Origin of the sequence: Mesorhizobium sp. M1312, assembly GCF_040318115.1 — a bacterium.
GTDB lineage: Bacteria > Pseudomonadota > Alphaproteobacteria > Rhizobiales > Rhizobiaceae > Mesorhizobium.
This window is the reverse complement of the sequence record NZ_JAMYLQ010000013.1, coordinates 50663-74033: the sequence shown is the minus strand read 5'-3', so window position 1 is coordinate 74033 and position 23371 is coordinate 50663. Positions and strand designations below refer to the sequence as shown.

Annotated in this window: 28 protein-coding genes and 1 tRNA gene; 19 read left to right on the top strand and 10 right to left on the bottom strand. The window is 62.9% G+C overall.

Features of this window, described 5'->3' with window-relative positions; translation table 11 throughout:
- Positions 1 to 174: 174 nt before the first annotated feature.
- On the top strand, positions 175 to 1077 hold the full coding sequence (locus NKH36_RS16975; RefSeq protein WP_352960821.1) for a S1C family serine protease: 903 nt from the start codon (positions 175 to 177) through the stop codon (positions 1075 to 1077).
- A 51-nt stretch (positions 1078 to 1128) separates the two neighbouring features.
- On the opposite strand, the gene NKH36_RS16970 is transcribed toward NKH36_RS16975, so the two are convergent.
- The gene (locus NKH36_RS16970; protein WP_352960820.1) at positions 1129 to 1779 is read right to left on the bottom strand and encodes a hypothetical protein; all 651 of its coding nucleotides are present in this window, start codon (positions 1777 to 1779) and stop codon (positions 1129 to 1131) included.
- A 213-nt stretch (positions 1780 to 1992) separates the two neighbouring features.
- Between NKH36_RS16970 and NKH36_RS16965 the strand changes: the two genes are divergently transcribed.
- From NKH36_RS16965 to NKH36_RS16955, 3 genes are all read left to right on the top strand, one after another.
- Entirely contained in the window at positions 1993 to 2592 is a 600-nt protein-coding gene (locus NKH36_RS16965; RefSeq protein ID WP_352960818.1) for a YdeI/OmpD-associated family protein, read from the top strand.
- Between the two features lie 273 nt (positions 2593 to 2865).
- Positions 2866 to 4071 (top strand): NAD-dependent formate dehydrogenase, encoded by a 1206-nt coding sequence (locus tag NKH36_RS16960; RefSeq protein WP_352960816.1) that lies wholly within the window; start codon positions 2866 to 2868, stop codon positions 4069 to 4071.
- Positions 4072 to 4329: 258 nt separating this feature from the next.
- Positions 4330 to 6420, top strand: a complete 2091-nt coding sequence (locus tag NKH36_RS16955; protein ID WP_352960814.1) for an EAL domain-containing protein — start codon at positions 4330 to 4332, stop codon at positions 6418 to 6420.
- A 203-nt stretch (positions 6421 to 6623) separates the two neighbouring features.
- Here NKH36_RS16955 and NKH36_RS16950 read toward each other — a convergent pair whose 3' ends face one another.
- The 4 genes from NKH36_RS16950 to NKH36_RS16935 all read right to left on the bottom strand — a co-directional run bounded on the left by NKH36_RS16950 (position 6624) and on the right by NKH36_RS16935 (position 8334).
- Complete coding sequence (locus tag NKH36_RS16950) at positions 6624 to 6953, bottom strand: GYD domain-containing protein (protein WP_352960812.1); 330 nt, start codon at positions 6951 to 6953, stop codon at positions 6624 to 6626.
- A gap of 249 nt (positions 6954 to 7202) precedes the next feature.
- On the bottom strand, positions 7203 to 7388 hold the full coding sequence (locus tag NKH36_RS16945; protein WP_352960810.1) for a hypothetical protein: 186 nt from the start codon (positions 7386 to 7388) through the stop codon (positions 7203 to 7205).
- A 530-nt stretch (positions 7389 to 7918) separates the two neighbouring features.
- A complete protein-coding gene (locus NKH36_RS16940) occupies positions 7919 to 8101 on the bottom strand; it encodes a DUF3606 domain-containing protein (RefSeq protein WP_352960808.1) in 183 nt (60 codons plus the stop codon).
- A 159-nt stretch (positions 8102 to 8260) separates the two neighbouring features.
- Positions 8261 to 8334 (bottom strand) — tRNA-Gln (locus NKH36_RS16935).
- Between the two features lie 123 nt (positions 8335 to 8457).
- Here NKH36_RS16935 and NKH36_RS16930 point away from each other — a divergent pair.
- On the top strand, positions 8458 to 8844 hold the full coding sequence (locus NKH36_RS16930; protein ID WP_352960806.1) for an ester cyclase: 387 nt from the start codon (positions 8458 to 8460) through the stop codon (positions 8842 to 8844).
- A 212-nt stretch (positions 8845 to 9056) separates the two neighbouring features.
- Here the strand turns inward: NKH36_RS16930 and NKH36_RS16925 are convergent, their stop codons facing one another.
- Positions 9057 to 9305, bottom strand: a complete 249-nt coding sequence (locus NKH36_RS16925; RefSeq protein ID WP_352963396.1) for a hypothetical protein — start codon at positions 9303 to 9305, stop codon at positions 9057 to 9059.
- Positions 9306 to 9987: 682 nt separating this feature from the next.
- Positions 9988 to 10461: an Lrp/AsnC family transcriptional regulator gene (locus NKH36_RS16920; protein WP_352960802.1), complete on the bottom strand. Its 474-nt coding sequence runs from the start codon at positions 10459 to 10461 to the stop codon at positions 9988 to 9990.
- A 159-nt stretch (positions 10462 to 10620) separates the two neighbouring features.
- Between NKH36_RS16920 and NKH36_RS16915 the strand changes: the two genes are divergently transcribed.
- Both NKH36_RS16915 and NKH36_RS16910 read left to right on the top strand, forming a co-directional pair.
- Entirely contained in the window at positions 10621 to 11367 is a 747-nt protein-coding gene (locus tag NKH36_RS16915) for a tryptophan 2,3-dioxygenase family protein (protein WP_352960800.1), read from the top strand.
- 125 nt (positions 11368 to 11492) lie between these two features.
- Positions 11493 to 11927 (top strand): DoxX family protein, encoded by a 435-nt coding sequence (locus NKH36_RS16910; RefSeq protein ID WP_352960798.1) that lies wholly within the window; start codon positions 11493 to 11495, stop codon positions 11925 to 11927.
- 38 nt (positions 11928 to 11965) lie between these two features.
- Here the strand turns inward: NKH36_RS16910 and NKH36_RS16905 are convergent, their stop codons facing one another.
- Positions 11966 to 12271, bottom strand: coding sequence for a hypothetical protein (locus NKH36_RS16905; RefSeq protein ID WP_352956148.1), 306 nt, complete (start codon positions 12269 to 12271; stop codon positions 11966 to 11968).
- 148 nt (positions 12272 to 12419) lie between these two features.
- Between NKH36_RS16905 and NKH36_RS16900 the strand changes: the two genes are divergently transcribed.
- The 9 genes from NKH36_RS16900 (at position 12420) to NKH36_RS16860 (ending at position 19512) form a co-directional block, all read left to right on the top strand.
- Complete coding sequence (locus tag NKH36_RS16900) at positions 12420 to 13118, top strand: hypothetical protein (RefSeq protein WP_352960796.1); 699 nt, start codon at positions 12420 to 12422, stop codon at positions 13116 to 13118.
- Between the two features lie 3 nt (positions 13119 to 13121).
- Entirely contained in the window at positions 13122 to 13517 is a 396-nt protein-coding gene (locus NKH36_RS16895; protein WP_352960794.1) for a hypothetical protein, read from the top strand.
- Entirely contained in the window at positions 13495 to 14151 is a 657-nt protein-coding gene (locus NKH36_RS16890; RefSeq protein WP_502912052.1) for a terminase large subunit domain-containing protein, read from the top strand. The genes NKH36_RS16895 and NKH36_RS16890 overlap by 23 nt, the downstream gene beginning before the upstream one ends.
- A 208-nt stretch (positions 14152 to 14359) precedes the next feature.
- Positions 14360 to 15115, top strand: coding sequence for a phage terminase large subunit family protein (locus NKH36_RS16885; RefSeq protein WP_352960792.1), 756 nt, complete (start codon positions 14360 to 14362; stop codon positions 15113 to 15115).
- 29 nt (positions 15116 to 15144) lie between these two features.
- Positions 15145 to 15714, top strand: a complete 570-nt coding sequence (locus NKH36_RS16880) for a hypothetical protein (RefSeq protein ID WP_352963390.1) — start codon at positions 15145 to 15147, stop codon at positions 15712 to 15714.
- A 334-nt stretch (positions 15715 to 16048) separates the two neighbouring features.
- A complete protein-coding gene (locus tag NKH36_RS16875) occupies positions 16049 to 16390 on the top strand; it encodes an acyltransferase family protein (RefSeq protein ID WP_352960789.1) in 342 nt (113 codons plus the stop codon).
- Positions 16278 to 17213: an acyltransferase family protein gene (locus tag NKH36_RS16870; protein ID WP_352960891.1), complete on the top strand. Its 936-nt coding sequence runs from the start codon at positions 16278 to 16280 to the stop codon at positions 17211 to 17213. Before NKH36_RS16875 ends, NKH36_RS16870 begins: the two co-directional genes overlap by 113 nt.
- Positions 17214 to 17467: 254 nt before the next feature.
- Positions 17468 to 19192 (top strand): portal protein, encoded by a 1725-nt coding sequence (locus NKH36_RS16865; RefSeq protein WP_352960788.1) that lies wholly within the window; start codon positions 17468 to 17470, stop codon positions 19190 to 19192.
- Positions 19189 to 19512, top strand: a complete 324-nt coding sequence (locus NKH36_RS16860) for a Bbp19 family protein (protein ID WP_352960787.1) — start codon at positions 19189 to 19191, stop codon at positions 19510 to 19512. The genes NKH36_RS16865 and NKH36_RS16860 overlap by 4 nt, the downstream gene beginning before the upstream one ends.
- Positions 19513 to 19535: 23 nt before the next feature.
- Here the strand turns inward: NKH36_RS16860 and NKH36_RS16855 are convergent, their stop codons facing one another.
- Positions 19536 to 19850 (bottom strand): hypothetical protein, encoded by a 315-nt coding sequence (locus NKH36_RS16855; protein ID WP_352960786.1) that lies wholly within the window; start codon positions 19848 to 19850, stop codon positions 19536 to 19538.
- 233 nt (positions 19851 to 20083) lie between these two features.
- Positions 20084 to 20398 carry a YMGG-like glycine zipper-containing protein gene (locus NKH36_RS16850; RefSeq protein ID WP_029351756.1) on the bottom strand — a complete coding sequence of 105 codons (315 nt, stop codon included), beginning with the start codon at positions 20396 to 20398 and terminating at the stop codon, positions 20084 to 20086.
- A 342-nt stretch (positions 20399 to 20740) separates the two neighbouring features.
- Here NKH36_RS16850 and NKH36_RS16845 point away from each other — a divergent pair, with 342 nt between their 5' ends.
- From NKH36_RS16845 to NKH36_RS16835, 3 genes are all read left to right on the top strand, one after another.
- Positions 20741 to 21313 (top strand): hypothetical protein, encoded by a 573-nt coding sequence (locus tag NKH36_RS16845; RefSeq protein ID WP_352963385.1) that lies wholly within the window; start codon positions 20741 to 20743, stop codon positions 21311 to 21313.
- 144 nt (positions 21314 to 21457) lie between these two features.
- Positions 21458 to 22366 carry a hypothetical protein gene (locus tag NKH36_RS16840; protein ID WP_352960784.1) on the top strand — a complete coding sequence of 303 codons (909 nt, stop codon included), beginning with the start codon at positions 21458 to 21460 and terminating at the stop codon, positions 22364 to 22366.
- A gap of 277 nt (positions 22367 to 22643) precedes the next feature.
- Positions 22644 to 23315, top strand: a complete 672-nt coding sequence (locus NKH36_RS16835) for a hypothetical protein (RefSeq protein ID WP_352960783.1) — start codon at positions 22644 to 22646, stop codon at positions 23313 to 23315.
- Positions 23316 to 23371: the final 56 nt, after the last annotated feature.

The window sequence follows — 23371 nt, the reverse complement described above, 5'->3', positions numbered from 1 at the left end:
TCAGCAGGAAGTTCAACTTATGTTGAACTATAGTCGACGCCGCATGCCCTTTCTCCCCAATGGACCTCGGGGGAGAAGGGCTCACCGATGCCCTTGCGCCTCGTCACGTGCGCCATACCTATAGAAGATACCGCGCCTTTGGCGGCCGTCATGAATATTGCCGGGATTGAGAGCATGACCATCGAAACGATTTTGCGGTCCATCGTGGCGGTGCGCGCCTCGATCCCCGACGACGCCTTCACCGCCAATGCGCTGGGCACGAGCCGGGAAGGCAGCGGCGTGGTCATTCGCGATAACGGGCTGGTGCTCACCATCGGCTATCTCATCACCGAGGCGGAAGAAGTCTGGCTGACCGACCACAACGGGCGCGTGGTTCCCGCGCACGCGCTCGCCTATGACCAGGATTCGGGCTTCGGGCTGGTGCAGGCGCTGGCCCCGCTCGGCCTGCCTGCGGTGGCTTTCGGCGATGCGGCCAGGGCGATGGCCGGCGACCCCGTGGTGCTCGCCGACGGCATCGGCCAGGCGGTCAGGGCGCACATCGTCACCAAGCAGGAATTCGCCGGCTATTGGGAGTATCTCCTGGACGAGGCGATCTTCACCGCGCCCGCCCATCCGTCATGGGGAGGTGCGGCACTTATCGGGCAGGACGGAAGGCTGCTCGGTATCGGTTCGCTGCGCCTGCAGATGAGCCGCGCCGGCGAGATCGCCGATATCAACATGGTGGTGCCGATCGACCTTCTGCCGCCCATTCTCGACGATCTCCTGACACGCGGCCAGGTTGCCAAGCCACCGCGCCCATGGCTCGGCGCCTTCTCCGCCGAAAGCAATGGCGAAGTCGTGGTGATGAGCGTCGCCGAAGGCAGCCCGGCCGCCGAAGCCGGCCTGCGCCAGGGCGACATCATCTCGGATGTGCGCGACGGCGAAGTCGACGGGCTCGCCGATTTCTACCGCAAGCTATGGCAGAATCCGGCAGGCGCGGAGATTCCGTTGCGGGTGGTGCGCGACGGCCGCGAAACCTGGCTGCGCGTCAAGTCGGCCGACCGGAACAGCTTTCTCAAAAAACCGCAGCTGCAGTGAAGCAGTCAATACTGGTCAGATCCTCCTGATAATCCGATGACGCGGCGTGCCTCACTCGCCGCAGGCGCTGAAGCCTGTTCCGGGGTTCCACTCCGAAAAGGCGATGACCTTGCCTTCCCCCGCCACAGTTTTCAGCTTGGTCGTGCCATCGGGCTGCATCCTGCTGCTTTTGCCCTTGCCGGTCAAAACATTGTAATCGCAGTCCCTTGCGACATTGTCCTCAAGATAATCATGATAGTCATAGGCAAAGCCGGCGACGATGAAGGCGCCGTCGCGATAAGCGAGCGTCAGCGTCTGGTTGGTCCGCATGCTGCCGACCGGCATTGCCGGCAAATACAATTTGATCGAGCCGTTGGGCAGTGCGGTCAGCTCCGGCTCAGTGTCTGAGGCCTCGTAGCCGGGCCGGTCGTAACCGTTCCACTCGCCGGTGATCTGCTCACGCACGATGCCGGCAGGCTTGAGAAAATTGGCGTCGCGGTCCCTGAGGAAGAAGTACATGTCCATCGGGTCGCCGGGCTTGGTCTCGACGATCATCACAAGGTCGGTGCCGCCGTCGCCATTCCAGTCGCCGGTCAGCGCGGTGATGATCTTCTGGGTTTCTATCGGTTCCGCCAGGGCCACGGTTGGCGCCAGCAGGGCAAGACCGAACAGCATTGCTCGCATGGCAACATCCCCCAAGTTGAAGCCCGCCGTGTCCGCCATGGCCGGTTCTGCCAGGGAGATTCCTACATCACGATTGGAAGAACCGCCATGGGCTGGGCGGGGACAGCGACGCTGCCAATCTCGCCCACGAGGGGAGATCGGCGGCTTTGCTGTCCCGCCAGCCTTGCAACGAGGTTACCGTTGCTCCATTCGATTGGAGCTAAGCAGCGACAGGAGGAAACCAATGACGACCGCAGAAGGCGAGGCCCGCTAATGGCGCCGGTCAAGGTCGATCCCGCCAAGGTGCGCGAATTCAGCGATGCCGAAAGCTTCTACACCTGGCTCGGCAAGCACCACGACACCGAAACAGAAGTCTGGATCAAGATCCACAAGGTCGGTTCGGGGCTGCCCTCGATCACGCCCAAGGAGGCCATCGACATCGTGCTGTGCTGGGGCTGGATCGATGCGGTGCGCAAGGGGCTCGACGACAAGAGCTATTTGCAGCGCTACACGCCGCGCGGCAGGAAGAGCATCTGGAGCCAGATCAACGTCGACAACGTCGCCCGGCTGATCGAGGAGGGCCGGATGACCGAGCATGGGCTGAAACAGGTCGAGGCAGCGAAGGCCGACGGCCGCTGGGCGCGCGCCTACGGAAGCGGTAAGGACATGAAAATCCCCGGGGATTTGCAGGCGGCCATCGATGCCGAGCCTAAGGCCAAGGCGATGCTGGCAACGCTCAGCGCGCAGAACCGGTTCGCGCTCGCCTTCCGCATCCACAACATGAAGACCGAGGCTGGCCGCAAGAAGAAGATTGCGGCGTTTGTCGAGATGCTGAAGCGCGGCGAGACGATCTACCCGCAAGGGAAGAAATGAGGCTTTTTGGCTCGGGCCCTCGCGGCAGTGGCTGCGATGGCGGAACGTCGTCCTCGGTACGCTCAAGGTCCGAAGAGGAATGCGGCCGTTGCCTGCCGCTGGCCTTGAAGCCACGTCCGGCTCCTCCATTTAATTCGCAATAGCGCGCAACTTTCCGAGGAAGCGCCAGGAGTTGCTGGCCTCCGACAAACCAGAATGGCCGCCAGTTCGTTTTTGGCGGGCAGCCTTAACAATCGAGCGTCTTCCTCGTTGTCAAACGAAGGGAGAACCAAAATGGCAAAGGTGGTTTGCGTCCTTTATGACGATCCGGTTGACGGTTACCCGTCAAATTATGCGCGGGACGGGCTGCCGAAGCTCGACCGCTATCCCGGCGGCCAGACGCTTCCGACGCCGAAGGCCATCGACTTCGAACCGGGGGTTCTGCTCGGCAGCGTGTCGGGCGAGCTCGGCCTGCGGCCATATCTGGAAAGCGCCGGGCACAGCCTGGTCGTGACCTCGGACAAGGACGGTCCCGACAGCGTTTTCGAACGCGAGCTCGCTGACGCCGAAGTCGTCATCTCGCAGCCGTTCTGGCCGGCCTATCTGACTAGGGAAAGGATAGCCAAGGCAAACCAACTGAAGCTTGCGATCACGGCCGGCATCGGGTCCGACCATGTCGATCTGCAGGCCGCGATGGACCGCGGCATCACCGTCGCCGAGGTGACCTACTGCAACTCGATCAGCGTGTCCGAGCATGTGGTGATGATGATCCTGGCGCTGGTGCGAAACTATATCCCCTCCTACCAGTGGGTTATCAAGGGCGGCTGGAATATCGCCGACTGTGTCGCGCGCTCCTACGATGTCGAGGGGATGCAGATCGGAACCGTCGGCGCCGGCCGGATCGGCAGCGCGGTGCTGCGCCGGCTGCGGCCGTTCGACGTCAAGCTGCACTACACCGACCGCCACCGGCTGCCCGAGGCGGTCGAGAAGGACCTTGGCGTCACCTTCCACCCAGACGCCGCGTCCATGGTCGGCATCTGCGACGTGGTGACGATCAATGCCCCCCTGCATCCGGAGACGGAGAACCTGTTCGACGAGGCGATGATCGCCAGGATGAAACGCGGCGCCTATCTGGTGAACACGGCGCGCGGCAAGATCTGCAATCGCGACGCCGTCGCCCGTGCGCTGGAGAGCGGCCAGCTCGCGGGCTATGCCGGCGATGTGTGGTTCCCGCAGCCGGCCCCCAAGGACCATCCCTGGCGATCGATGCCGCATCACGGCATGACGCCGCATATTTCAGGATCGTCGCTCTCGGCCCAGACGCGCTACGCCGCCGGCACGCGCGAAATCCTGGAGTGCTGGTTCGAAGGCCGGCCGATCCGGGAGGAATACCTGATCGTCGACGGCGGCAAGCTGGCGGGCGCCGGCGCGCATTCCTATAGCGCAGGCGACGCCACAAGCGGTTCGGAGGAGGCGGCGCGCTTCAAGGCCAAGGCGTGATCCAACAAGGCCTGAGCCAAGCGGGATCAGGTCTGCCGCAGGTCGAAAGCGACAGTTCGCGGGGGCTATAGCGATGGGCTGGATGGCCTCCGCATCCTCGTTGCAGCGACCGGCAGGGGTCAACGTGCCTGTCGTCGTAGAAGGAACCGCCCGCCGTGATGCCTCCTATAGGCCCCTTCGCCCGCTCCTTGCGCAGTAACGGTTTCTTCTTTGCTTTTGCCGCACAATGGCCGCGACGGGGCAGGCGAAGTCCAGGGCATGGCTAACAAGAAGAATCGCAACGGAGAGTTCTGGGAGCTGGCGCTCGAACGCGCGCATCTTGGCGTCTGGGATTGGGATCTCAGGACCGGCGAGTGTTTCTACTCGGCAATGTGGTCGCAAATGCTCGGCTATGGCGAGGGTGAGCTTGTCGAGGCGAGCGATCTCTGGCTGCAGCTGACGCATCCCGACGATCGCGAGCGGGCGGTGGCCAGCGGCGAACGCCACATTGCCGGCCTGACCGATTCGATCGAGACCGAGCTCAGGCTGAAGCACAAATCCGGTCACTGGGTATGGGTTCTCGATCGCGGCGGGGTGGTCGAGCGCGACGCGGAAGGCCGGCCGGTCCGGCTGATGGGGGTCCAGACCGACATCACCAAGCAGAAGCAAGCGGAAGCAGAGCTTGCGCAGGTGAACGTCCGCTTTCGCCTGGCATTGGCGGCCAGCGGCACCGGCATCTGGCATCACGATATTGCTGCACGCAAAAGCTACTGGGACGAGCGCACGCGGGAAATCTTCGGGCTTGTCGCCGGAACCGAAGAGGTGTCGCAAGACCTCTGGCACAGCTATTTGCATCCGGACGACAAGGCCGACGCCGAGCGGGCCCACTTGGCGCCGCTGCAAACTAAAAAGGTCGTCGCCGTGCAATACCGTATCATCAAGCGGGACGGCGACATCAGACATGTCGAATCGCTGATACGGTTCATCGCCGACGCCCAGTCGTCGGGCCAGATCCTGGGCACGGTGCGCGACGTCACCGAGGCGAAGCAACGCGAGCAGGAACTTGCCCATGCGGCCCGCCATGACGGCCTGACCGGCCTTCTGAACCGCGCTGCGTTCGACCGGCTGCTGGCCGAGCATATCGCAACGGCGCGCCCGCTCGCGGTGTTCTACGTCGATCTCGACTACTTCAAGGCCATGAACGACTTCGCCGGCCACGCCACCGGCGATCTCGCGCTGAAGAGCGTTGCCGAGGGCATTCTGGGCTGTCTGCCGCCGCCGGCGCATGCCGCGCGCCTCGGCGGCGACGAGTTCGCGCTGCTGGTGCCTGATTGCGACGCAGCGCAAGCCGAGCGTCTCGCCGGCGCCGTTCTGGCGGCGGTTCGCGATGCCGACCTCGGCTCGACGGCGGCGTCGCGCAAGCTCTCGGCCAGCATCGGCATCGCCTTTGTCGCCGACGAGAATACCGCGGTGGCCGACGCGCTCGCCTGCGCCGACGACGCCTGCTATGCGGCCAAGGCCGCCGGGCGCAATCGCTTCGCGGTGTTCTCCTCTGAGACAACATCCGGGGGCCTCAATGCGGCACGGCTGGCGGCCGACACCGTCGATGCCATGGAAGACGGAAGGCTGAAACTGTTCGGCCAGGAAATCCACCGGCTCGGAAGACCCTGGCAAGAGAGCCGCCATGTCGAGGTCCTGGCGCGGCTCGCCGGGCGCAACGGGCGGCTGATCCCGCCGGGCGAGTTCATCCCGGCGGCGGAGCGGTTCGGCATTGCCTCGCGGCTCGATCGCTGGATCATCAGGACGGCGCTCTCGCTTCATGGTCCGGCGCTGAAGTCAGGGGCGCTCACGCTCGGCTTTAACCTGTCGGCACAGACGCTGAGCGATCCGCAGCTTTGGGATTTCGTCGACGCCGTCATCGATGAGACCGGGGCGCCGCATTCCGGCATCGGCTTCGAGATCACGGAAACCGCCGCGGTCACCAATTTCACTGCTGCCGAAGAGTTCGTCCGCAAGGCGCGCGAGCGGCGCTGCCGCGTCAGCCTCGACGATTTCGGGGCGGGCATGAGCTCGTTCGAATATCTCCGGCGCTTTCCCGTCGACGCGATCAAGATCGACGGTTCCTTCATCGAGCATATTGCGGAGAGCCGTTTCGACCGCGAAATCGTCTCAGCCATATCGGGCATCGCCAGAAGCCTCGGCTGCTCCGTGGTGGCGGAGAAGATCGAACAGCAGGACGCGCTCGACATCCTCAGGGATATGGGCGTTGCCTTCGGCCAGGGATTTCTGCTGCACCAGCCGGAGCCGCTGCAAGCGATCGTTACACGGGCGAGCGGGCGAGCGGCTTTGCCGATGGGACGGCAAGCATAGCATCCGCTGGCCGGATGCGAGGCTGCAGGACGGCCAGCGATCCGTCACGCGCAAGATCGGATTTGCGTCGGTCGAAGGTGAGAAAGCCCCTTTGTTTTAGTCGCATTTGTGCGACGCCGAGTGATTCCACTCGGCTGAAAAATGCTTCTAGCAGCGGCGAGAAAGTCCGGAAATAGGTCCGGCGCTCACACTGCGCGAGTTAGTCAGAGCTTTCCCGGCGGGCGATAGCGGACTGACTTCGCCTTACCAAGGGCTTGCATCGTCTCTTCGACGCTTAGGAGAACGGTGGTCTCGTACGAGCTGAGCGCTCCTCCCGCACCAATGGCAAGCATGACAGATGCCATCGAAACGTTGTCTGGCGCCTCCCACAGGTTCCAGCCATCGTGCTCTCCGAAGGCGTACCAGAACCCGTGCAGCTTTCCGCCCACCGACTCGATGTAGGTGCGGGCTGCCTCGCGTCTATCCTCGGGGTTTTCGATCAGGCGCGCCCAGGTCTCGGGCGTATAGCTGAATCGTGAGAGATACATGGGCATGGTTCGCCTCCAGCGCTGCCGATCCCCGCGGCTCGGCGTCAAGGGATCGAGGGGAATGGCGCCGAGCCTAACCGGCTTGGGTAGTTCGCCGGCTGACGAAATATGCTCTTAAGCTAATGTAAGAGCAACACCTATAAATCCGCGTAAATCCGCGCTCCGAGGTAGATCAGGCCGATCTTAGGGCATGGGTTCCAAGCGTCTGGACATTTGCTGGCAGCCGATGCCTTGCCGCCCACTGCACTTGTGGGCCTAATTCTTCCGCTTGACGCTGGACGGCATCGTCGTGCTCACCCAGCCTTGCGCCTCGCGCATAATCTTCAGCGCTTCATCCGGCGTCAGGCCGCACCTTCGGGCAAAATAGGTCGCCTCATAGGCTTCCGCCGAAGAGGCCGCAGAAATGCCGGACGGTTCCAGTTTCGACTTTTTCTTGGCCATGCCGGTTCACCGACTGTGAATCGATTAGTCAGCTAATGTCACCTTTGTTTGCCAAGACAAAATCCTGGTTGCGTCGACGGAGCGCCAGCCGCCTCAGGCCCGGCGCTGGGCAGCGCAATCATCAGGAGGCCCGACTCTGCCGGGCCTCGGCCGAGCTTGTCTCGGAGCCTGTCTCGTTCAAGAGGCTGCAGATCGAAACGGCCTCATCGTGACACAGGCCGATCAGCGCAAGCGCCGAAAACTGGGCCGGCAGATCGAGCCTGACGTCCCACACCATCCATCTGCCGTTTGGCTCCATGACACATCAAAGCGCAATGCACCGTCCGACATTCGGTCCCCCAACGATTGCCCGCGAGGTGGGTACCGCGTCAAAGTAAACGAGTTATTGCGTTCCTGAAACCTAGCGTTGAATCCGGCCGATAGCGCTGGCAGGCCGGAAACACGCGGCATGGTCAAGCCGCAGTAATGGATCCGGCCGCGATGATGATCCGGCTGCGGTGGTGGTCCGGGTCGACGCCGCTGGATGCGGATCAGGCGTTGCGGCTCGCCATATGCGCATCGAGCTTCTTTCTCGAAGGCCCGTACCGCTTGATGATGGTCGCGGCCTCGCTCGGCGGTATGCCGTATTTTTTCGCAAAAGCCGCAACGTCGTAAGGCTCCTCGCCGGAGGCCGGTTTGCGGTCCTGCTTGCTCTTGGATTTGTCGTCGGCCATGTCGTCCTCCGTCATATCCGGTGGTTATAGGGTTCCTTGGTCCGGCCGACCATCCTTGCCAGTCGGAAAAGGAATGGCACGCCGGTCCGCCTGGGCATTGCTGCGCGTTGCAGCAGCCTGAGCGGATCAAGACCGATCGGTTGCCGGCTGGGGAGCTGCTGGTTCCCGCTCATGGGCTCGAACCACGATTCACGCCTTCAAAGGGCGCTGTCCTACCATTAGACGAAGCGGGAGTAGAGGAAGTGAACGCTGTCTAACACTTTCTTATCCGCGCATGAAGCCGCTTCATGCCGCCATCTGCTTGAGCATGAGACACGCCCTTTCAGCAGGGCCTTGTAGAGATATGAGCAATCACCGTGGCTAAAACCGACCTCTCCGACGTTTACCGAGACTACATTGCCTGTCTGAATAAGCAGGACTGGCCGAAGCTGGGACATTTCGTTGATGATGAGGTGATCCACAACGGTCGGCGGCTCGGGTTATCAGGTTATCTCGAAATGCTGGAGAGAGACTTTGCTCAAATTCCGGACCTTTCCTTCATCGTCCAGATGCTGATTTCCGATCCGCCCTATATAGCGAGCCGGCTAGGCTTCGACTGTACGCCGAAAGAAAGGTTCCTTGGCCTCCCTGTAAATGGGAGGAGAGTTTCCTTTGCTGAAAATGTTATCTATGAATTTCGCGACAAAAAGATTGTACAAGTATGGTCTGCTATAGACAAGGCGGCTATCGAATCTCAGCTTTAGCGCAGGGATTTTCACGTAACTCGTCTCAAAGCAGTCTTTACCCTGCTGGCTTGATAGTCCCTGAGCCTAGACTCGGGTTATCGCCAACAGCCACGCCAGAAGTTCAAGCAACAACAGAAACAGGGCAAGCTGTAGCGACATGCGAAGGCGCTGAATGATCCGCAAATTGCTGGCCATGTCCGTTTTAATGCGGAGCGCAAGCGCGCGGTGCATCACATGCTTCCGGAAGGGTTTTTATCGACAAAGTCCTGGAGCAGCTGCTCTGGATCGAAGCGGAACGTAAAATTGTAGTAGGGCCACAACATGATCACGACCAGCAGCCCGATCAGGAAAAGCAGCGCCAGCGCCAGCCAGTCCCACAGCCCCAGCCCATCCAGGAGAGCCCTGCCGCCGAGTAGAGAACTCACGGACGCGGTTGCAAAGATCAGTTTGCCGGCTTGCGTATTGAGGCTCTCCACCACGTTCTGCTGATGCAGAGACCCCGCACCGCCTCGGCATAAACGAAGGCCAGGCGGGGGTCAGATGCCGCAGCGGGCTGGGAGTGGTTCTCTCGTATCGATGAAGAATGCTCGGCCATAATGTGTCGTTCCGCGTTCCGATATGAACCACGATATGAACAATGGCAGCTGCCTGTCTACCGCCTGTCAAGAACCCCGGCCTTGACGCCTGAACACACTGCCCCAGATTACGCCGCGGCGGAGTTTCAGATATGCGATACGAATGGCAGGGGCGCAAATTCCTGGAACGGCATTTCGGCATTGTTATCGCAATTGGCCTGGTTGCAGGGCTGTCGGCCTTGGCCGCGCTGGGCTACACGCCTTAAGCTGCGGATTTAGTACCCAAATTCCCTAATGTAAGCGAAAAGTGATGGTGCGACGCAACCAGACCGGCGTCACGTGCATTTCAATGCATGACGATGTTTCGCCCCGATATCCCTGCAAAATGCTGCGCTTATTGCGGCGGGCGCGACCATGGCTACGAGGACTGCCCGAAGCGGAAAGCTGACGCCGAACAGCAGAAGGAGCCGAAGGTCGATCCAGCCCCAAGCCCGGCATCGCGGATAGACAAGCCCGACAAAACCGCAGCCTGAACCATGCAGCTGATTGGCTCCAAATCGAACGAACCCCAGCCGCTGCCGAGCGCCTATCGCTTCTGCTGCGTATGCCCAACGGCATTGGCGAAAGAAATGTGACCCTTGATCTCGCGCATGGCCATCGAGGTGATCGTGCGGCGCACGCCGGGCAGGCGGCTGAGCTCGACGCGCAGCATCCTGTCCAGCGCCATCATGTCGACCGTTACGATCTGCAGGAGATAGTCGGCGTCGCCTGTCGTGGCGTGGCAGCGCCGGATCAGCGGGTGTGCCTGGACTGCGGCCTCGAAGGCTTCGGAAAGCTCGAAATCGATCGACACCTGGATGAAGGCTTCGATGCCGAAGCCAAGTTTTGCCGGGTCGATCCGCGTCGAGTAGCCGCGGATAATGCCGGCATCCTCCAGCGCCTTGACCCGCTTCCAGCATGGCGTCTTGCTTAGGCCGACCTGGTCGGCGAGCACAGCGAAGGAGGTACGCGCGTCGCGTTCCAGCGCCGCGACGATCTTCCGATCGATGGGATCAAGCATAAAACGTTCTCCAAAATCGTTTTATGAATGGGCTTTCGTCCTTCACTTTCTGCCATTTGGATAACAGAAAGGAACAATGTTCAAGCCAAAAACGCTTATCCTTCAGGCTCTGACCGAACAGATGCCTGAGCCGATGGGCCGGGCAGAGGAGCAGCTGCCATGCACAAGCCGGACTATTATGCCCGCATCGAAGCGCCCGAGATGCGCGACTACGGCGTCTACCTCAGGTGCGACAAGCTTCTCGCCTGTCAGAAGCCGCTGGCCGAGATGGTCAATGCCGACGAGCTGCAGTTCCAGATCGTCCATCAGGTCGAGGAGCTGTGGATGAAGCTCATCACCTACACGCTGGTCGATGTCGTCGACTTCCTCGAACAGCAGAACACCCATCGCGTCGTTACGCTGATGGGGCGCGTACATCGGCTGATGCGCATGATGACGGCGCAGCTCGACCTGCTCGAAACCATGTCGCCCAAGGAATACCAGGAGATTCGCCTGCAGCTCGGCAATGGCAGCGGCCAGGAATCGCCGGGCTTCAAGCTCTTGCTGCGCATGCCGCCGGACCTGTGGCGGGCCTTCAAGGCGTCCTATCTCGACGGTCGCGGGCTCACTGTCGAGGATGTCTACGATATCGGGTATGATCACGGCGACAGCTATGTCGTCGCCGAGGCGCTGATCGAATTCGATGAGCTGTTCCAGAAATTCCGCGCCAACCACCTCTACCTCATCCACCGTTCGATCGGGCTGGGCTCGAAATCCCTGAAGGGCCGCCCGGTCGAACTGCTGCAGGCCGGCGCCCTTCATCGCTTCTTCCCGGAGCTGTGGGACATACGCTGCGATATGACCGACCGCTGGGGCAGCCAGTACGGGACGGTGCGGGATTCGATCAGCCACCACGCGGCGGAGTAGATCTGGACCAGGACCTGGGCGGCCTCGCCAGTTGCTGACCCAGCAGGTTCTCAAGGCATGATTGTCGGGTTTGCGGCTGGTGTATCGTCCTTGGGGCGAAACCCGTCGCAACCCTGGAGGACGTCATGTCGTTGGAAACCGCTCGATCACCCGTTCAAACGCCGTGGCAGACCGCGGCAATTCTCATTGGCCGCCTGATCTTCGCGACCGTGTTCCTGATGGCGGTGAGCTTCAAGTTCATCGATATGAGCGCCACCGCGGGCTACATTGCCGCCGCCGGATTTCCGTTCCCGCTGTTTCTGGCCTGGTGCGCGGCCCTGCTCGAGGTCGTCCTCGTCGTGTGCTTCCTGACCGGCGCCTTCTTCTCGCAGGCCGCGCTTGTCGCCGGCGCCTATGTGCTGTTCCTCGGTTTTGCCTTCCACGGGCCGTCGCACTGGGCCGGCAACCAGGCCGAGTTCGGCTTCTTCGTCGATCATTTTACTTTCCTGGCCGGGCTCTTGTTTGCCGCCGTGCACGGGCCGGGCCGCGTGCTGACCTGGAAGCCTGTATCGGCCAGCTGATTGTACCTCGTCCGGCAAGCGGGGAGGCGATCGCAACGTCACATCTGGTCGTTGTAGGGTTCCTTCATCTGGCCGACCATGCGCGCCAGTTTCGAGAATGACGGCATATCCGCCTCCGGCTGACACTGATTGGCCAGTTCGAGCAGCCGGATCGGAAAGTTGACGGCATCGCGGCTGGACGCCGACATGCCTTCGGACCGCTCCTCGCTGGTCTCGCTGGCTTCGGCCTTGCGCAAGGCGATATCTATCTCTTCGACCGTCAACACGCCCTTGCGGACAAGGACCTGATTGATCGAAGCGATGGCCATCAGCAGGCCCTCGAGTTGCAGATTGGCGACATTCATGGCTTTGCTCCCATTGGCAAAATTGCAAACGCGCGAACGTTGGTTCCGATCCGGACAGCTGCACCATATCGCGGCGCGCGGCCGAATTTTAGGCCGGCTCACGAGATTTCGCTTGCTTTGTGACGGCAGCTATGCTAGGAATATAGTCATGGTGCTGATTTGCGCCAACGACCCGCCCGCCGAGGCGGGTTTTTTGTTTTCGGACCATCTTCGCTTGCTTGGATTGAATTGTCGGCGGGACAGCGCCCCCTCTGTCCTGCCGGACATCTCCCCCACTTGGGGGGAGATCGGCAGCTTTGACCATATCACCCATCCTGGAACGTCAAAGATTGGCGAAAGCGAAGGTGGCATCAATTCCCCCCAAGTGGGGGAGATGGCCGGCAGGCCAGAGGGGGGCGCGAAGGAACGCGGCCTTCCCGGAACGAACTGCAACCACAAGAGACCCCCAATGTCCAACCGTTATGCCACCATCATCACTGACGATGACGGCCGCGAGGTCGTCAGCGCCATCGGCCAGTTCGAGGGCGCGCCCGATGCGCGCCACGGCCGGGTCGAGCCGGTCGCGGCCGGTGTGCGGATCGGCATGGTCCGGGGCGGTCCCGTCGATGCGGCTGGCGGCTTCGGGTCTTCGCAAATGGGCGTCAGCGCCGGTGCGGTGAGCATCGCCAAAGCGGCGCTCAAGGCCCTCCCCGAAGCCGGCGCGGCAAGGCCCGATGCGGCAAGCCGGCCGCGGAAGCCAAAAGCAAAGCGCCCCGGCAAGCGGGCGAAGTCCCGCAAGAAACCCACAGCGGCACTCAAGAAAGCGGCGAAGCCCAAGCTCGCGGCGGTCGCCGGGGCCGTGGGGTAGGGCATGGCCGAAGATTCTTTCGATGACCAACCGCCTGATGCGACGGAACCCAGGCCCTCCGGCCGGCCGAGGCGAGCGAAAAAAACGCTGGCCGATGGCTTTCTGGAAGCGATCCGCGCCGATTTCCGGGCCCATGGCGCCGGCGTCATCGCCGAGGTTCGCACCGAAAAGCCCGACCAGTATCTGAAGATCGTGCTGTCGGTGCTGCCCAAGGATTTGCACGTCAACATCAACAGTCTGGATGCATTGAGCGATGACGAAATCAGGCAGCGCATCCGCGGCCTCGAAGCCGTCCTCCGGCCATTCCTCGAAAAGCCGGACCTCGAAAAGCCGGGTCTCGACCGCAAAGACCGAGTATCTGAGCCTGCTCAGGGAATTGGACCGCAGACGCCGCACTAACCAGCTTGCCGCCTATCGGCCTTACCTCAGGCAGGCCGAGTTCCATGCGGCGGGCGCGATCAACCGCGAGCGGCTGTTCATGGCCGGCAACCAGCTCGGCAAGACAAGGGCCGGCGGTGCGGAATGGGCGATGCATCTCACCGGCCGCTATCCCGCCTGGTGGCAAGGCAAGGTTTTCGACACGCCCGTGCGGCTGTGGGCGGCCGGCGTCACCGCCGAGGGCACGCGCGACAACCCGCAGCGCATCCTGATCGGCCCGCCGCAGCAGCCGCCGACGTGGGGCACCGGCATGATCCCGGCTGACGCTATTGTCAGCACCATCATGGGGCGCGGCGCGCCGCATGGGCTGGACAGCGTCGTGGTGCGCCATGGCGGCGGCGGCGATGTGCAGGCCGATGAATCGGTGCTGTCGTTCAAGAGTTTTGAGAAGGGCCGCGAAAAGTGGCAGGGCGAAACGCTGCACGGCGTCTGGTTCGACGAGGAACCGCCGCTCGACATCTATTCCGAAGGCCTGACCCGCACCAACGCGACAGGCGGCATCACCATCGTCACTTTTACGCCGCTGCTTGGCATGTCGGATGTGGTGCTGTTGTTCCTGTCGGCGGAAGAGGTGGAGGGAATGGGGAGGGGGTGACATCGCAGGACATGGGTTCCTCGCCCCACGGAGTGGGGAGAGGTGGCCGCGCAGCGGCCGGAGAGGGGCTTTCGCAGGCGTCTTCCGGTAAGCGAGACTTTTTTTTACCATTCCCATCTGGAGGGACGGGCGTCCCCCTCTCCGTCTCGGCTTCGCCGAGCCACCCCCACTCCGTGGGGCGAGGAACCCAAGCTTTCCAAGGCCAGCCATGTCCCGTCACGTCACCTTCATGACCATCGACGATGCCGGGCACTATTCGCCCGAGCAGCGCGCGGCGATCGTTGCCGCATATCCCGCGCATGAGCGCGAGGCGCGCGCCAAGGGCATTCCGGTGCTCGGCTCCGGCCGCATCTTTCCGGTGGCCGAGGAGTTGATCGCCTGCGAGCCGTTCCGGCTTCCGCGCTACTGGCCGCGGCTCGGTGCGCTGGATTTCGGCTGGGACCATCCGTCGGCCGCGGTCGAGCTCGCCTGGGATACCGAGACCGATGTCGTCTATGTCACCAAAGCCTGCCGCGCGTCGCAGCAGACTCCCTCCATGCAGGCGCTGACCCTGAAACCTTGGGGCGAATGGCTGCCCTGGGCATGGCCGCGCGACGGCCGCCGCGAGACGCTGGAAGGTGCGGGCGTAGCGCTCGCCAAACAATACGCCGCGCATGGGCTGAACATCCTGACCCGCCATGCCCAATTCCCGGACGGCTCCGTCTCGGTCGAGGCCGGGCTGATGGAGATGCTCGACCGCATGCAGAGCGGCCGCTTCAAGGTGTTCTCGACGCTTTTGCCCTGGTTCGAGGAATTCCGGCTCTATCACCGCAAAGATGGCCAGGTGGTGAAGCTGCGCGACGATCTGATGGCGGCGACCCGGTACGGCGTGATGATGCTGAGGGAAGCGGTGGTCGACCCGGCGGAGTTCAAGGCGGCGCGGCGGCAGGCGGGGCAGAGCGACCCGCTGGGGGCGTTTCGGTAACGACGGCAACCAGACACCATGACCGCCTCATGACCCTCCGCATCATCCCCGCCACGTTGCGCGACCTCAGCTACATCGCCGCCAACCTCAGGCCCGAGGACCGGGCCGAGATCGACTGCCAGTTGGACGACTGGTCTCCCGCTCTGCTGGCGCTGACGGCGCTGCAGGGATTTGCCTATGTCGCCGAGCTGGACGGCAATCCGGAGGCCGGCTTTGGCGCCGCCGAACAGCGCGGCGGGTTGTGGATCGCCTGGAGTTGGGGCACGCGCCGCATGAGGCGCTGCGTGCCTGGGGTCACGGCGTTCTTTCACGCCGCGCTCGGGCCGGAAGTTGCCGCGCGCGGCGCCTGGCGGGTCGAGGCGCGGGCGCTGGCCGCCAATGAATTGGCGCTGCGCTGGCTCGGCCGGCTCGGCGCCACGCAACGCTGCCTCCTGCCGGGTTACGGCCGGAACGGCGAAGATTTTTTACTCTACGACTGGACAAGAGAAAGCTGGAACCATGTGCCTCTTCCAAAAGCCGCCGGCGCTGAAGCCGCTGCCACCGACACCGACCATCGCCGACAAGGACGTGCAGGCGCGCGAGGCAGCGCTCAGGGCTGAGCTCGAACAGCGCCAGGGCACCGCCGGCACGGTCAAGACCGATCTATCGCCGAGCGACCTCACCGGCCAGCGCCGCGTGCTGCTGGGGGTATGATGACGGAGGCGATGAGAAGAGTGTCTCGTAACCGGGTGCTGGTGGCGCCGGCGCGCGGTCGATGAAGAAGCGGGGCGGGTGAGGATTCCTCCTTCTCCCACAAGGGGCCCACAAGGGGAGAAGGTCAAGGCAGCTTCCGCGTTGCGTAACAATCGGGCGCAAATCGTGTTGCTTCGGCACGGTTGACAATCCCCCTCAGCCGCCATGCTGCACTGCAACATTGCTATCGAGGAGTTCGGCATGATGGAAGTCCGGTCGTCGCGTATCGAGTGCCTGGACGGGCTCCGGGCGCTCGCCGCGATCTGGGTGCTGATCGGGCACTGCCTGCTGTTGACCGGCTGGCGAATTCCTGTGCTCGGCGAGCCGGATCTCGGCGTCGATCTCTTCATCATGCTGTCCGGCTTCCTGATGGTGTTCCACTACCAGTTGCGCCAGGACAAGGAGCCTTGGCAAAAGGCCGGAAACCTGGCTGAAATTCTGGACCCGTCGCTATTTCAGGATAGCGCCGCTGTTTTATGTCATGCTTTTCATTGCCCTGGCGCTCGGACCTTATCTTTACCAGTCCAGGATGGTCATCGATGAGTCCCTGCTGAGGGTGCCGCAGGCGCCCGAGCGCTATCTCGACAGCGGCCTGAAGAATATCGGTGCCCATCTGCTGTTTCTGTTCGGCCTGGTGCCGAATTTCGCCGATCGCACGCCGCTGCCCGACTGGAGCCTCGGGCTTGAGATGCAGTTCTACGCGGTGTTCCCGGCCGTGATGCTGCTGGTGCGCCGGCTTGACTGGATGTGGAGCACTATTCTGGTCGCGGCGACCGGCAGCGCGATCGTGTTTTTGATGGGACAATTGTCGGTCCATTTTCCGATGCCGTCGTTCCTGCCGCTCAAAATGCAGATTTTCTTGTGCGGGATGCTGCTGGCTGGCGTCGTCCATCAAAGGCAGAAACGGCCTTTCGCGCATCTGGCCCTGGCCATGCTGCTGGCGGCGCTGCCCTTCGGCGGCGACAACGGGCTGGGCAAGCTTTTGATGCGCGAAGCGCTGGTGGTGGGTTTCTTTGCCCTGGTTCTCTACCGGCTGCTGCCGGGAATAGCTGGCACCGTGGCAAGACGCCTAGCCATGACGCTCGCCAACAGGTTCTTTCATCTGATGGGTGAGCTTTCCTTCAGCATCTATTTGATCCATCTCCTGGTTCTCCAGCCCGTCGCGGCTTTCGTGATCACCCAGTACGGCCACGAGCTGTCGGCGCCGCTGCGCTTCGCGATCGTCGTTGCATTTGTCTTGCCGGTCGTCTGCCTGCTGTCCTGGATCACCTACACGTTGATCGAAGTTCCCGGCCAGAAGATGGGCCGTTTCGTTGTGCAGCGTTTTGGGCGCAAGGCCGCGCCGGCGCTCGAGCCCAGCGCGTAAAGAGCAGAGGGTGAAGCTGCCGATCTCCCAGGGTGGGGAGATGCCCGGCAGGGCAGAGAGGGCGCGAAGGATCGTCGCCCTTTGAGTATTTCCTGCCGGCGGTGAGCCGGAACGCGCTGTTGGACTGAGAAGTCGGCGGGACAGCGCCCCTCTCTGTCCTGCCGGACATCTCCCCACTTGGGGGGAGATTGGCAGCTTCTGTATCCCCGCCATTCTTCAGCGTTTCCCATTTCATCCATCACGCGAGGCTGACCATGAGCGATTCCCGTGCCCACGATATCCTGTCGCGACAGGCGGAACTGGAGAGCGAGCGCAGCCAGTATGAGGCTGTCTGGGAGGCGGTGTCGGAATTCTGCGACCCCGACGCGCCCGATGTCTGGAGTGGCCGCCGGGGCGCGGACTCGCAGGCCGAGCGGCAGGAGCGGCGCGGCGCCCGTGTCTACGCCAACACCATCAACTCGGCCGCTAACCGGCTGGCCGCCGGGCTGGAAAGCCTGATCATCCCGCAGTCGGAAAAATGGCACGGGCTGTCGACTGCCGCCATGAACGACGAGGAGACCGATGAGGAAAAGGAGTGGGCGGAAGCGCTTCGCGATTTCCTGTTCTCGTTGCGCTATTCCGCCAATTCGAATTTCGTGCCGGCAACGCAGGCCTGCCTGCGCAACGTCGTGCGCTACGGCCCGGCCTATCTCTACGCCGAGGAGGGCTTTGGCGGCACGCTGATCCGCTATGCCTCGATCCCGGTAGTCGAGGGCTATCTCTGCCGCAACCGCTGGGGCCAGGTCGACATTTTCCACCGCCGCTACGAGCGCACGGCGCGGCAGGCGGCGCAGCTGCTCGGCTATGAGAAGCTGCCGGCGCGGATCAAAATGCTGGTCGACGACCCGGCCAAATGCGAGACCAAGATTTCGCTGATCCAGTGCATCCAGCCGCGCGACGAGCGCAAGATGTACCGGTTGGGCGCATCCTACCAGTATCTCGACACGGCCTTCGCCTCCTATCACGTCATCGAGGATGAGGAGGTCATCGTCAGGGAGAGCGGTTTCCGCTCCTTCCCGGTGTCGTGCTTCAACTGGCGCCGCTACGAGGGCGACCCCTATGGCATCTCGCCGACCATCGAGGCGCTGACGACCGTGCGCGAGGAAAACGCCGTGCGCCGCTCGGGTCTCAGGGCGCTGCAGCAGATCACCGATCCGGCGACGGCGTCGAAGGCACGGCTCGACTATGTGCCGGTGCTCAATCCCGGCGAGAACTATCCCGGCCTGATCGACGACAATGGCCGGCCGCTGATTGCGCCGATCGCTACGGGGCAGAACCCGACCTATGCGTTCAACTACGCGGAAAGTCGGGCCGAGGAGATCCGCGACATGATGTTCGTCAACCTGTTCCAGACGCTGGTGCAGAACCCGCAGATGACGGCCACCGAAGCCTTGATCCGGCAAGAGGAGAAAGGCGCGCTGCTCGGCCCCTCGGGCTCGATCATCCAGGCCGGTTTTGCCTCGAATCTCGACCGCGAGCTCGGGATCCTCGAGGACAAAGGATTGTACGAGGAAGACAGCCGCTTCCTGCCGCCGGCCAGCCTTGCCGGCAAGGCGGTGCGGCCGACCTTCACCGGCCCGCTCGACGTGCTGCGCCGCTCGGCCGAGGCGCGCGACACCATCCAGGTGGTCACCACCGCCATGCAGATGGCCCAGTTCGACCCCGGCGTGATGGATAATATCGACGGCGACGAGGCGCTCAAGATCGTGCAGAACGCCGGCCGCAGCCCGCAGCGCATTTTTCGCCGCCACGACGAGGTGGCCGGCATCCGCGATGCCAGAGCCAAGGCGCAAACTGCGCAGGCCGGCATGGCGGCGATCGCCGCTGCCGGCAAGGTTGCCAAGGATGCTGTGCCCGCCGCCGTGCAGGCGCGTGACAACGGCCTGCTCGAGAGTCTCGGCGGGCTGATGCCGCAGGGCGGCGAGGGCGGCGTCGCATGAGCGGCAAACGCTTCGCCCATTCGACCCAGGCCGGCGGTCCGGCCAAGGCGCAGGATGCGCTGACAAAGGCCTATCTCAGGGTGTTCTCAGGCCAGGACGGCGAGATGGTGCTGGCCGACTTGACGGCGGCGACCGGCTATTACCGCCGCCCGTCCTATGGCGAGTGGCTGGCCAAGACCAAGACGCCGCACGGCTTCGAGCTGCACAGCGCACTGAGCAATGCGCGCGCCGAAGTGCTGCAGCACATCATGGGGTTCCTGACGCTGGACGAGGCGCAGCTGGCGGCGCTGGAGAAGGCGGCGAGGCTGGAGGGGAGGTAGGGGGTGATGAACCTGCCTTATGGCTAAGTCTTGCTCAAATCTACGGTGATCCGCATCGGGCTGGTTTTGATGCCTGGCGGCCAACACTTCTGGACCGATTTCGAAAGTTGCTGGGCCGCTTCCGCCGCCGCCTCTGAATGTGGATCATAGGATATAACGGCAACCGACTTGACCTTGCCGGCATTGTCCAATGTCACCTCGAAAGTGGATTTGACGTAATGGTCGACAGCGGCCACCGGCAAGACCAGGCAATCGCCGATCCGCTCAACACTGACAGCCTGTCTGGCGTGTGCGGAAACCGAACAAACAACCAGCAGCGAAGTGATCAAAAATCGCATCGTCGCTCCCCCTGGATAGCAGATGATAGCGTCTAACCGCGCTGAGGGTAAGGACCAAACCATCGGGTAGATGAGAGCGCGCCGAGGCTGAAGCTGCGCCCCTCTCCCCGTCGTATTTGAAGAGGATGCCGGCGGGCAGGTGAGGGGCGGTGCCAGCATTTCAGAACTTTGCGCTGCCCCTCATCCCCCTGCCCGGACCTTCTCCCCGTCAGGACGGGGAGAAGGGGCTAGGCTCAATAGTTGCCGCTATAGTAGCGGTCGTCGCAAGGCGCGGTGTAGATGCGGCCGTAGCGATCCTGATAGCGGCAAAGCTGTTCGCCGCGCCGCTGCGGCGTTGTCGCGCTGCCCACGACCGCCCCCAGCAGGGCGCCGCTGGCTGCGCCGATAACCGTGCTCTTGGTGTCGCGGCCCAGGGCCTGGCCGACGAGAGCGCCGCCCGCGCCGCCGACCAGAGCGCCCGTGGTCGCCCTCTGCTGGCCTTCGGTCTGCGCACATCCTGCCAGCGCGGCAGTCACAAGCAGGGCGGCAATGGCTTTGTACATGGTCATCGTCTGATACTCCGTTGAAGCCTATGAACTAATACACTGGCTGGTTTTGCCAAGTATTTGCCAAGTGCGGTCGCATTGCGGCGGAACAGCGGCACCATGCCTCACGAAATGAGACATGGTTTCCTTCGTCTTGACGGTCGTGGCCTGGACGAGGCCGAACGACTTTGACCGGACGGCGCTTGGCCAGTGATGCGATGGCGCTGGCCCAAAGCTGGCAGGGATCGCAAAGAGCATCCGAAACAAGGCGATATACTGCGGCCTCAATCAAAACGATTCAGGCCGCGGCCGCAACAATCCTTCCCACGGCGAGTTGAGCCGAACTCTTTGAAATGGAGATACCAGATGACCCGAGGTCTTCCCCGGACGCTCGCGCGCACCGCTGCTCGCGAAGCCGGCCTTGCCCCGCCCAGGCTCGGCCTGAAGGCCGTCACCACCGGGCAGGGCAGCGCCTTCCGCACCGTCTTTTCGTTCAATGCCATGCAGGTGCCTGTCGCCGATGCGCAGGCCTTTGCCGGGCAAAAGATTTTCGACTTCCTCGACGGCAAGGTGCGCATCAAGGGCGGAACCGCGACATTGCAGTTCGCGGTGCTGACCACTCGCGCCTCGACCATCAACGACAATGCAGCGCTCACCTGGTCGCTCGGCTCGGCGGCGGCGTCGAGTGCGACGCTCGCCTCCACCATGGTCAATGTGCTGGCCGCCACCGGCCGCACGCTGGACGGTGCCGGTACTGCACTGTCGACCGCGTCGACCGCCGATGTGGCGGCGGCTTTGACGCTCGATGGCACGGTGACGCCGGCAGACCTCTATCTCAACCTCGCCTTCGCCACCGGCACCGATATCGACGCCGACGGCATGCTGGCCGTTACCGGAACGATCACGCTGCTGTGGGAGAACTGGGGCGATAACGCCTAAGGTCCTCCCTTCTACCAGCTGGCGCACCACCTCGTCCGAATCGGTGAGTCGATCGCCGGCGCCTCGTTCTTCCGACACCCACATCCGTCGCTTTGACGACACCTTCTTCCACGAGGGGAGAAGGGAAACAAAGGAATCTTTCTCATGACAGATCTGGCAGACGCCGGGTCCGTGGTGGCTTCGCCACCGGCGGGCAACCTTGCACGGCCACCGGCCAACGGGGACAATGGGTCCGCCCCTCCGGCTGCAGAAAGTTGGTTTGACGGTCTTTCCGAAGACAACCGCAAGCTCGCTGAAACCAAGGGCTGGACCAAACCTGAAAGCCTCGATCGGGTTTTCACATCCTATGCGGAGCTGGAGCGGCGGCAGGGCGAGAGCCTGCGCGTTCCCGCAGCGGACGCACCTGGCGAAGACTGGGACAGGTTCCATGCCCGGTTGCCTGAGGCGATGCGCCCGCTGACATCGCCCGACAAGGTCGAGTACAGGCGCCCCGACGGGCTTCCCGAAGATTTCGCCTATTCGGACGAGCTCGCCAACGCGTCCAAGGCCTGGGCGGTCGAGGCCGGCGCAACCCCAAAAGTGGCGCAGGCCTATCACGACCGCTTCGTCGGCTACATGGCCGAACAGGCCAAGGTGCAGCAGATTGCCCTTGCCCGGTCGGTGGAGGCCACTCACGATGATTTGGTCAGGGATTGGGGACCGACCGACAGCGACGGCTTTCGCCGGAGACTGGAGGTCGCCAACCGGGCGATGAAGAAGCTCGGCCTGGTCGATGCCTATAAGGCGAAGGGCATCCTTCTGCCGGACGGCGCGTTGACCGATCCGCAGATCGCCAAGGCATTCCACGCCATCGGCGATGCGATGTTCAGGGAAGACACGATCGACGGCGGCGCGGCTTTGAGCGGAGGCAATCCCTTCAAGCGCAACGCCGCCGGCGAACGCAACCTGACCGATATCTCAGCCCTCGTCAAAAGCGACCCCGCCCGCGCCCGGCGGCTGGCACGCGAGGCCGGCGAAAACCCCGATCTGTGGATGCCGAACAACCCCCTCTAAAGCTGTGTCGATATTCAGGTGATGCCGGCCTGCAAACGACGGCTTTCTGCGCTTCCGGTGCTCACGGACCAGCGCATGACCCCGGAAACCGATTTCGGTTTCCGGAAAGGATCATGCGCAAATGCAAAGTGTTAGAGCGTCCTTTGCGGGTCCAAATGGACGCGCGGCGCTCTAATGTCCGCTCCGCTCCGGTTCTCGAAAAGCCATCGTTTTCGGCGCGGCCTGACCTGAATCTCAACACCTCTTCTCCGCCCATCAACCCCTGAAGGAAAGAAAAATGGCAGACGCCTATACCCGTATCGCGGACGCGATCGTTCCGTCCGTCTATGCACAATACTCGTTCGAGGAGCACGTCCAGTCGCTTGAGATCTACCAGGCCGGGATCCTGTTTTCCGACCCGTCCATCGCCTTGAAGCTCTCGATGGGCGGGCGTTCCGTCGACATGCCCGGCTGGAAGGATCTCGGCAACGACCCGTCCGAGCCGGTCAATGACGATCCGGCCGACTCGATCGAGATGAAGAAGATCGGCGCGCGCCGCGAGGTGGCCGCCCGCAATGTCCGCGCCCAGGCCTGGGGCATTCCGGACCTGACGTCGATCCTGGCCGGCGACGACCCGCAGAAGCTGATCGTGCGCCGCCAGACCGACTATTGGCAGCGTGCCAACAAGCTGACGCTGCTCGGCATCCTGAAAGGGGTGCTGGCTGACAACATCGCCAATGATGCCGGCGACCTGGTCCGCGTCACCGGAGCGTCCATCGTCGACACCGACATCATCGAGGCTGCCTATTTGATGGGCGACCGCGCCGACAAGTTTAAGACGATCTGGATGCACTCCAAGCAGATGAAGGCGTTGAAGCTCGCCGACCTCATCGACTATGTGCCGCCGTCCGAGCAGGGCGGGCCGCTGATCCCGTATTACATGGGGCTGCGGGCCCTCGTCGACGTGTAGCGCGCAAAATCACTTGGCACCTCCGCGCAACTTCAGTTGGCACCAAATCGCGCGCT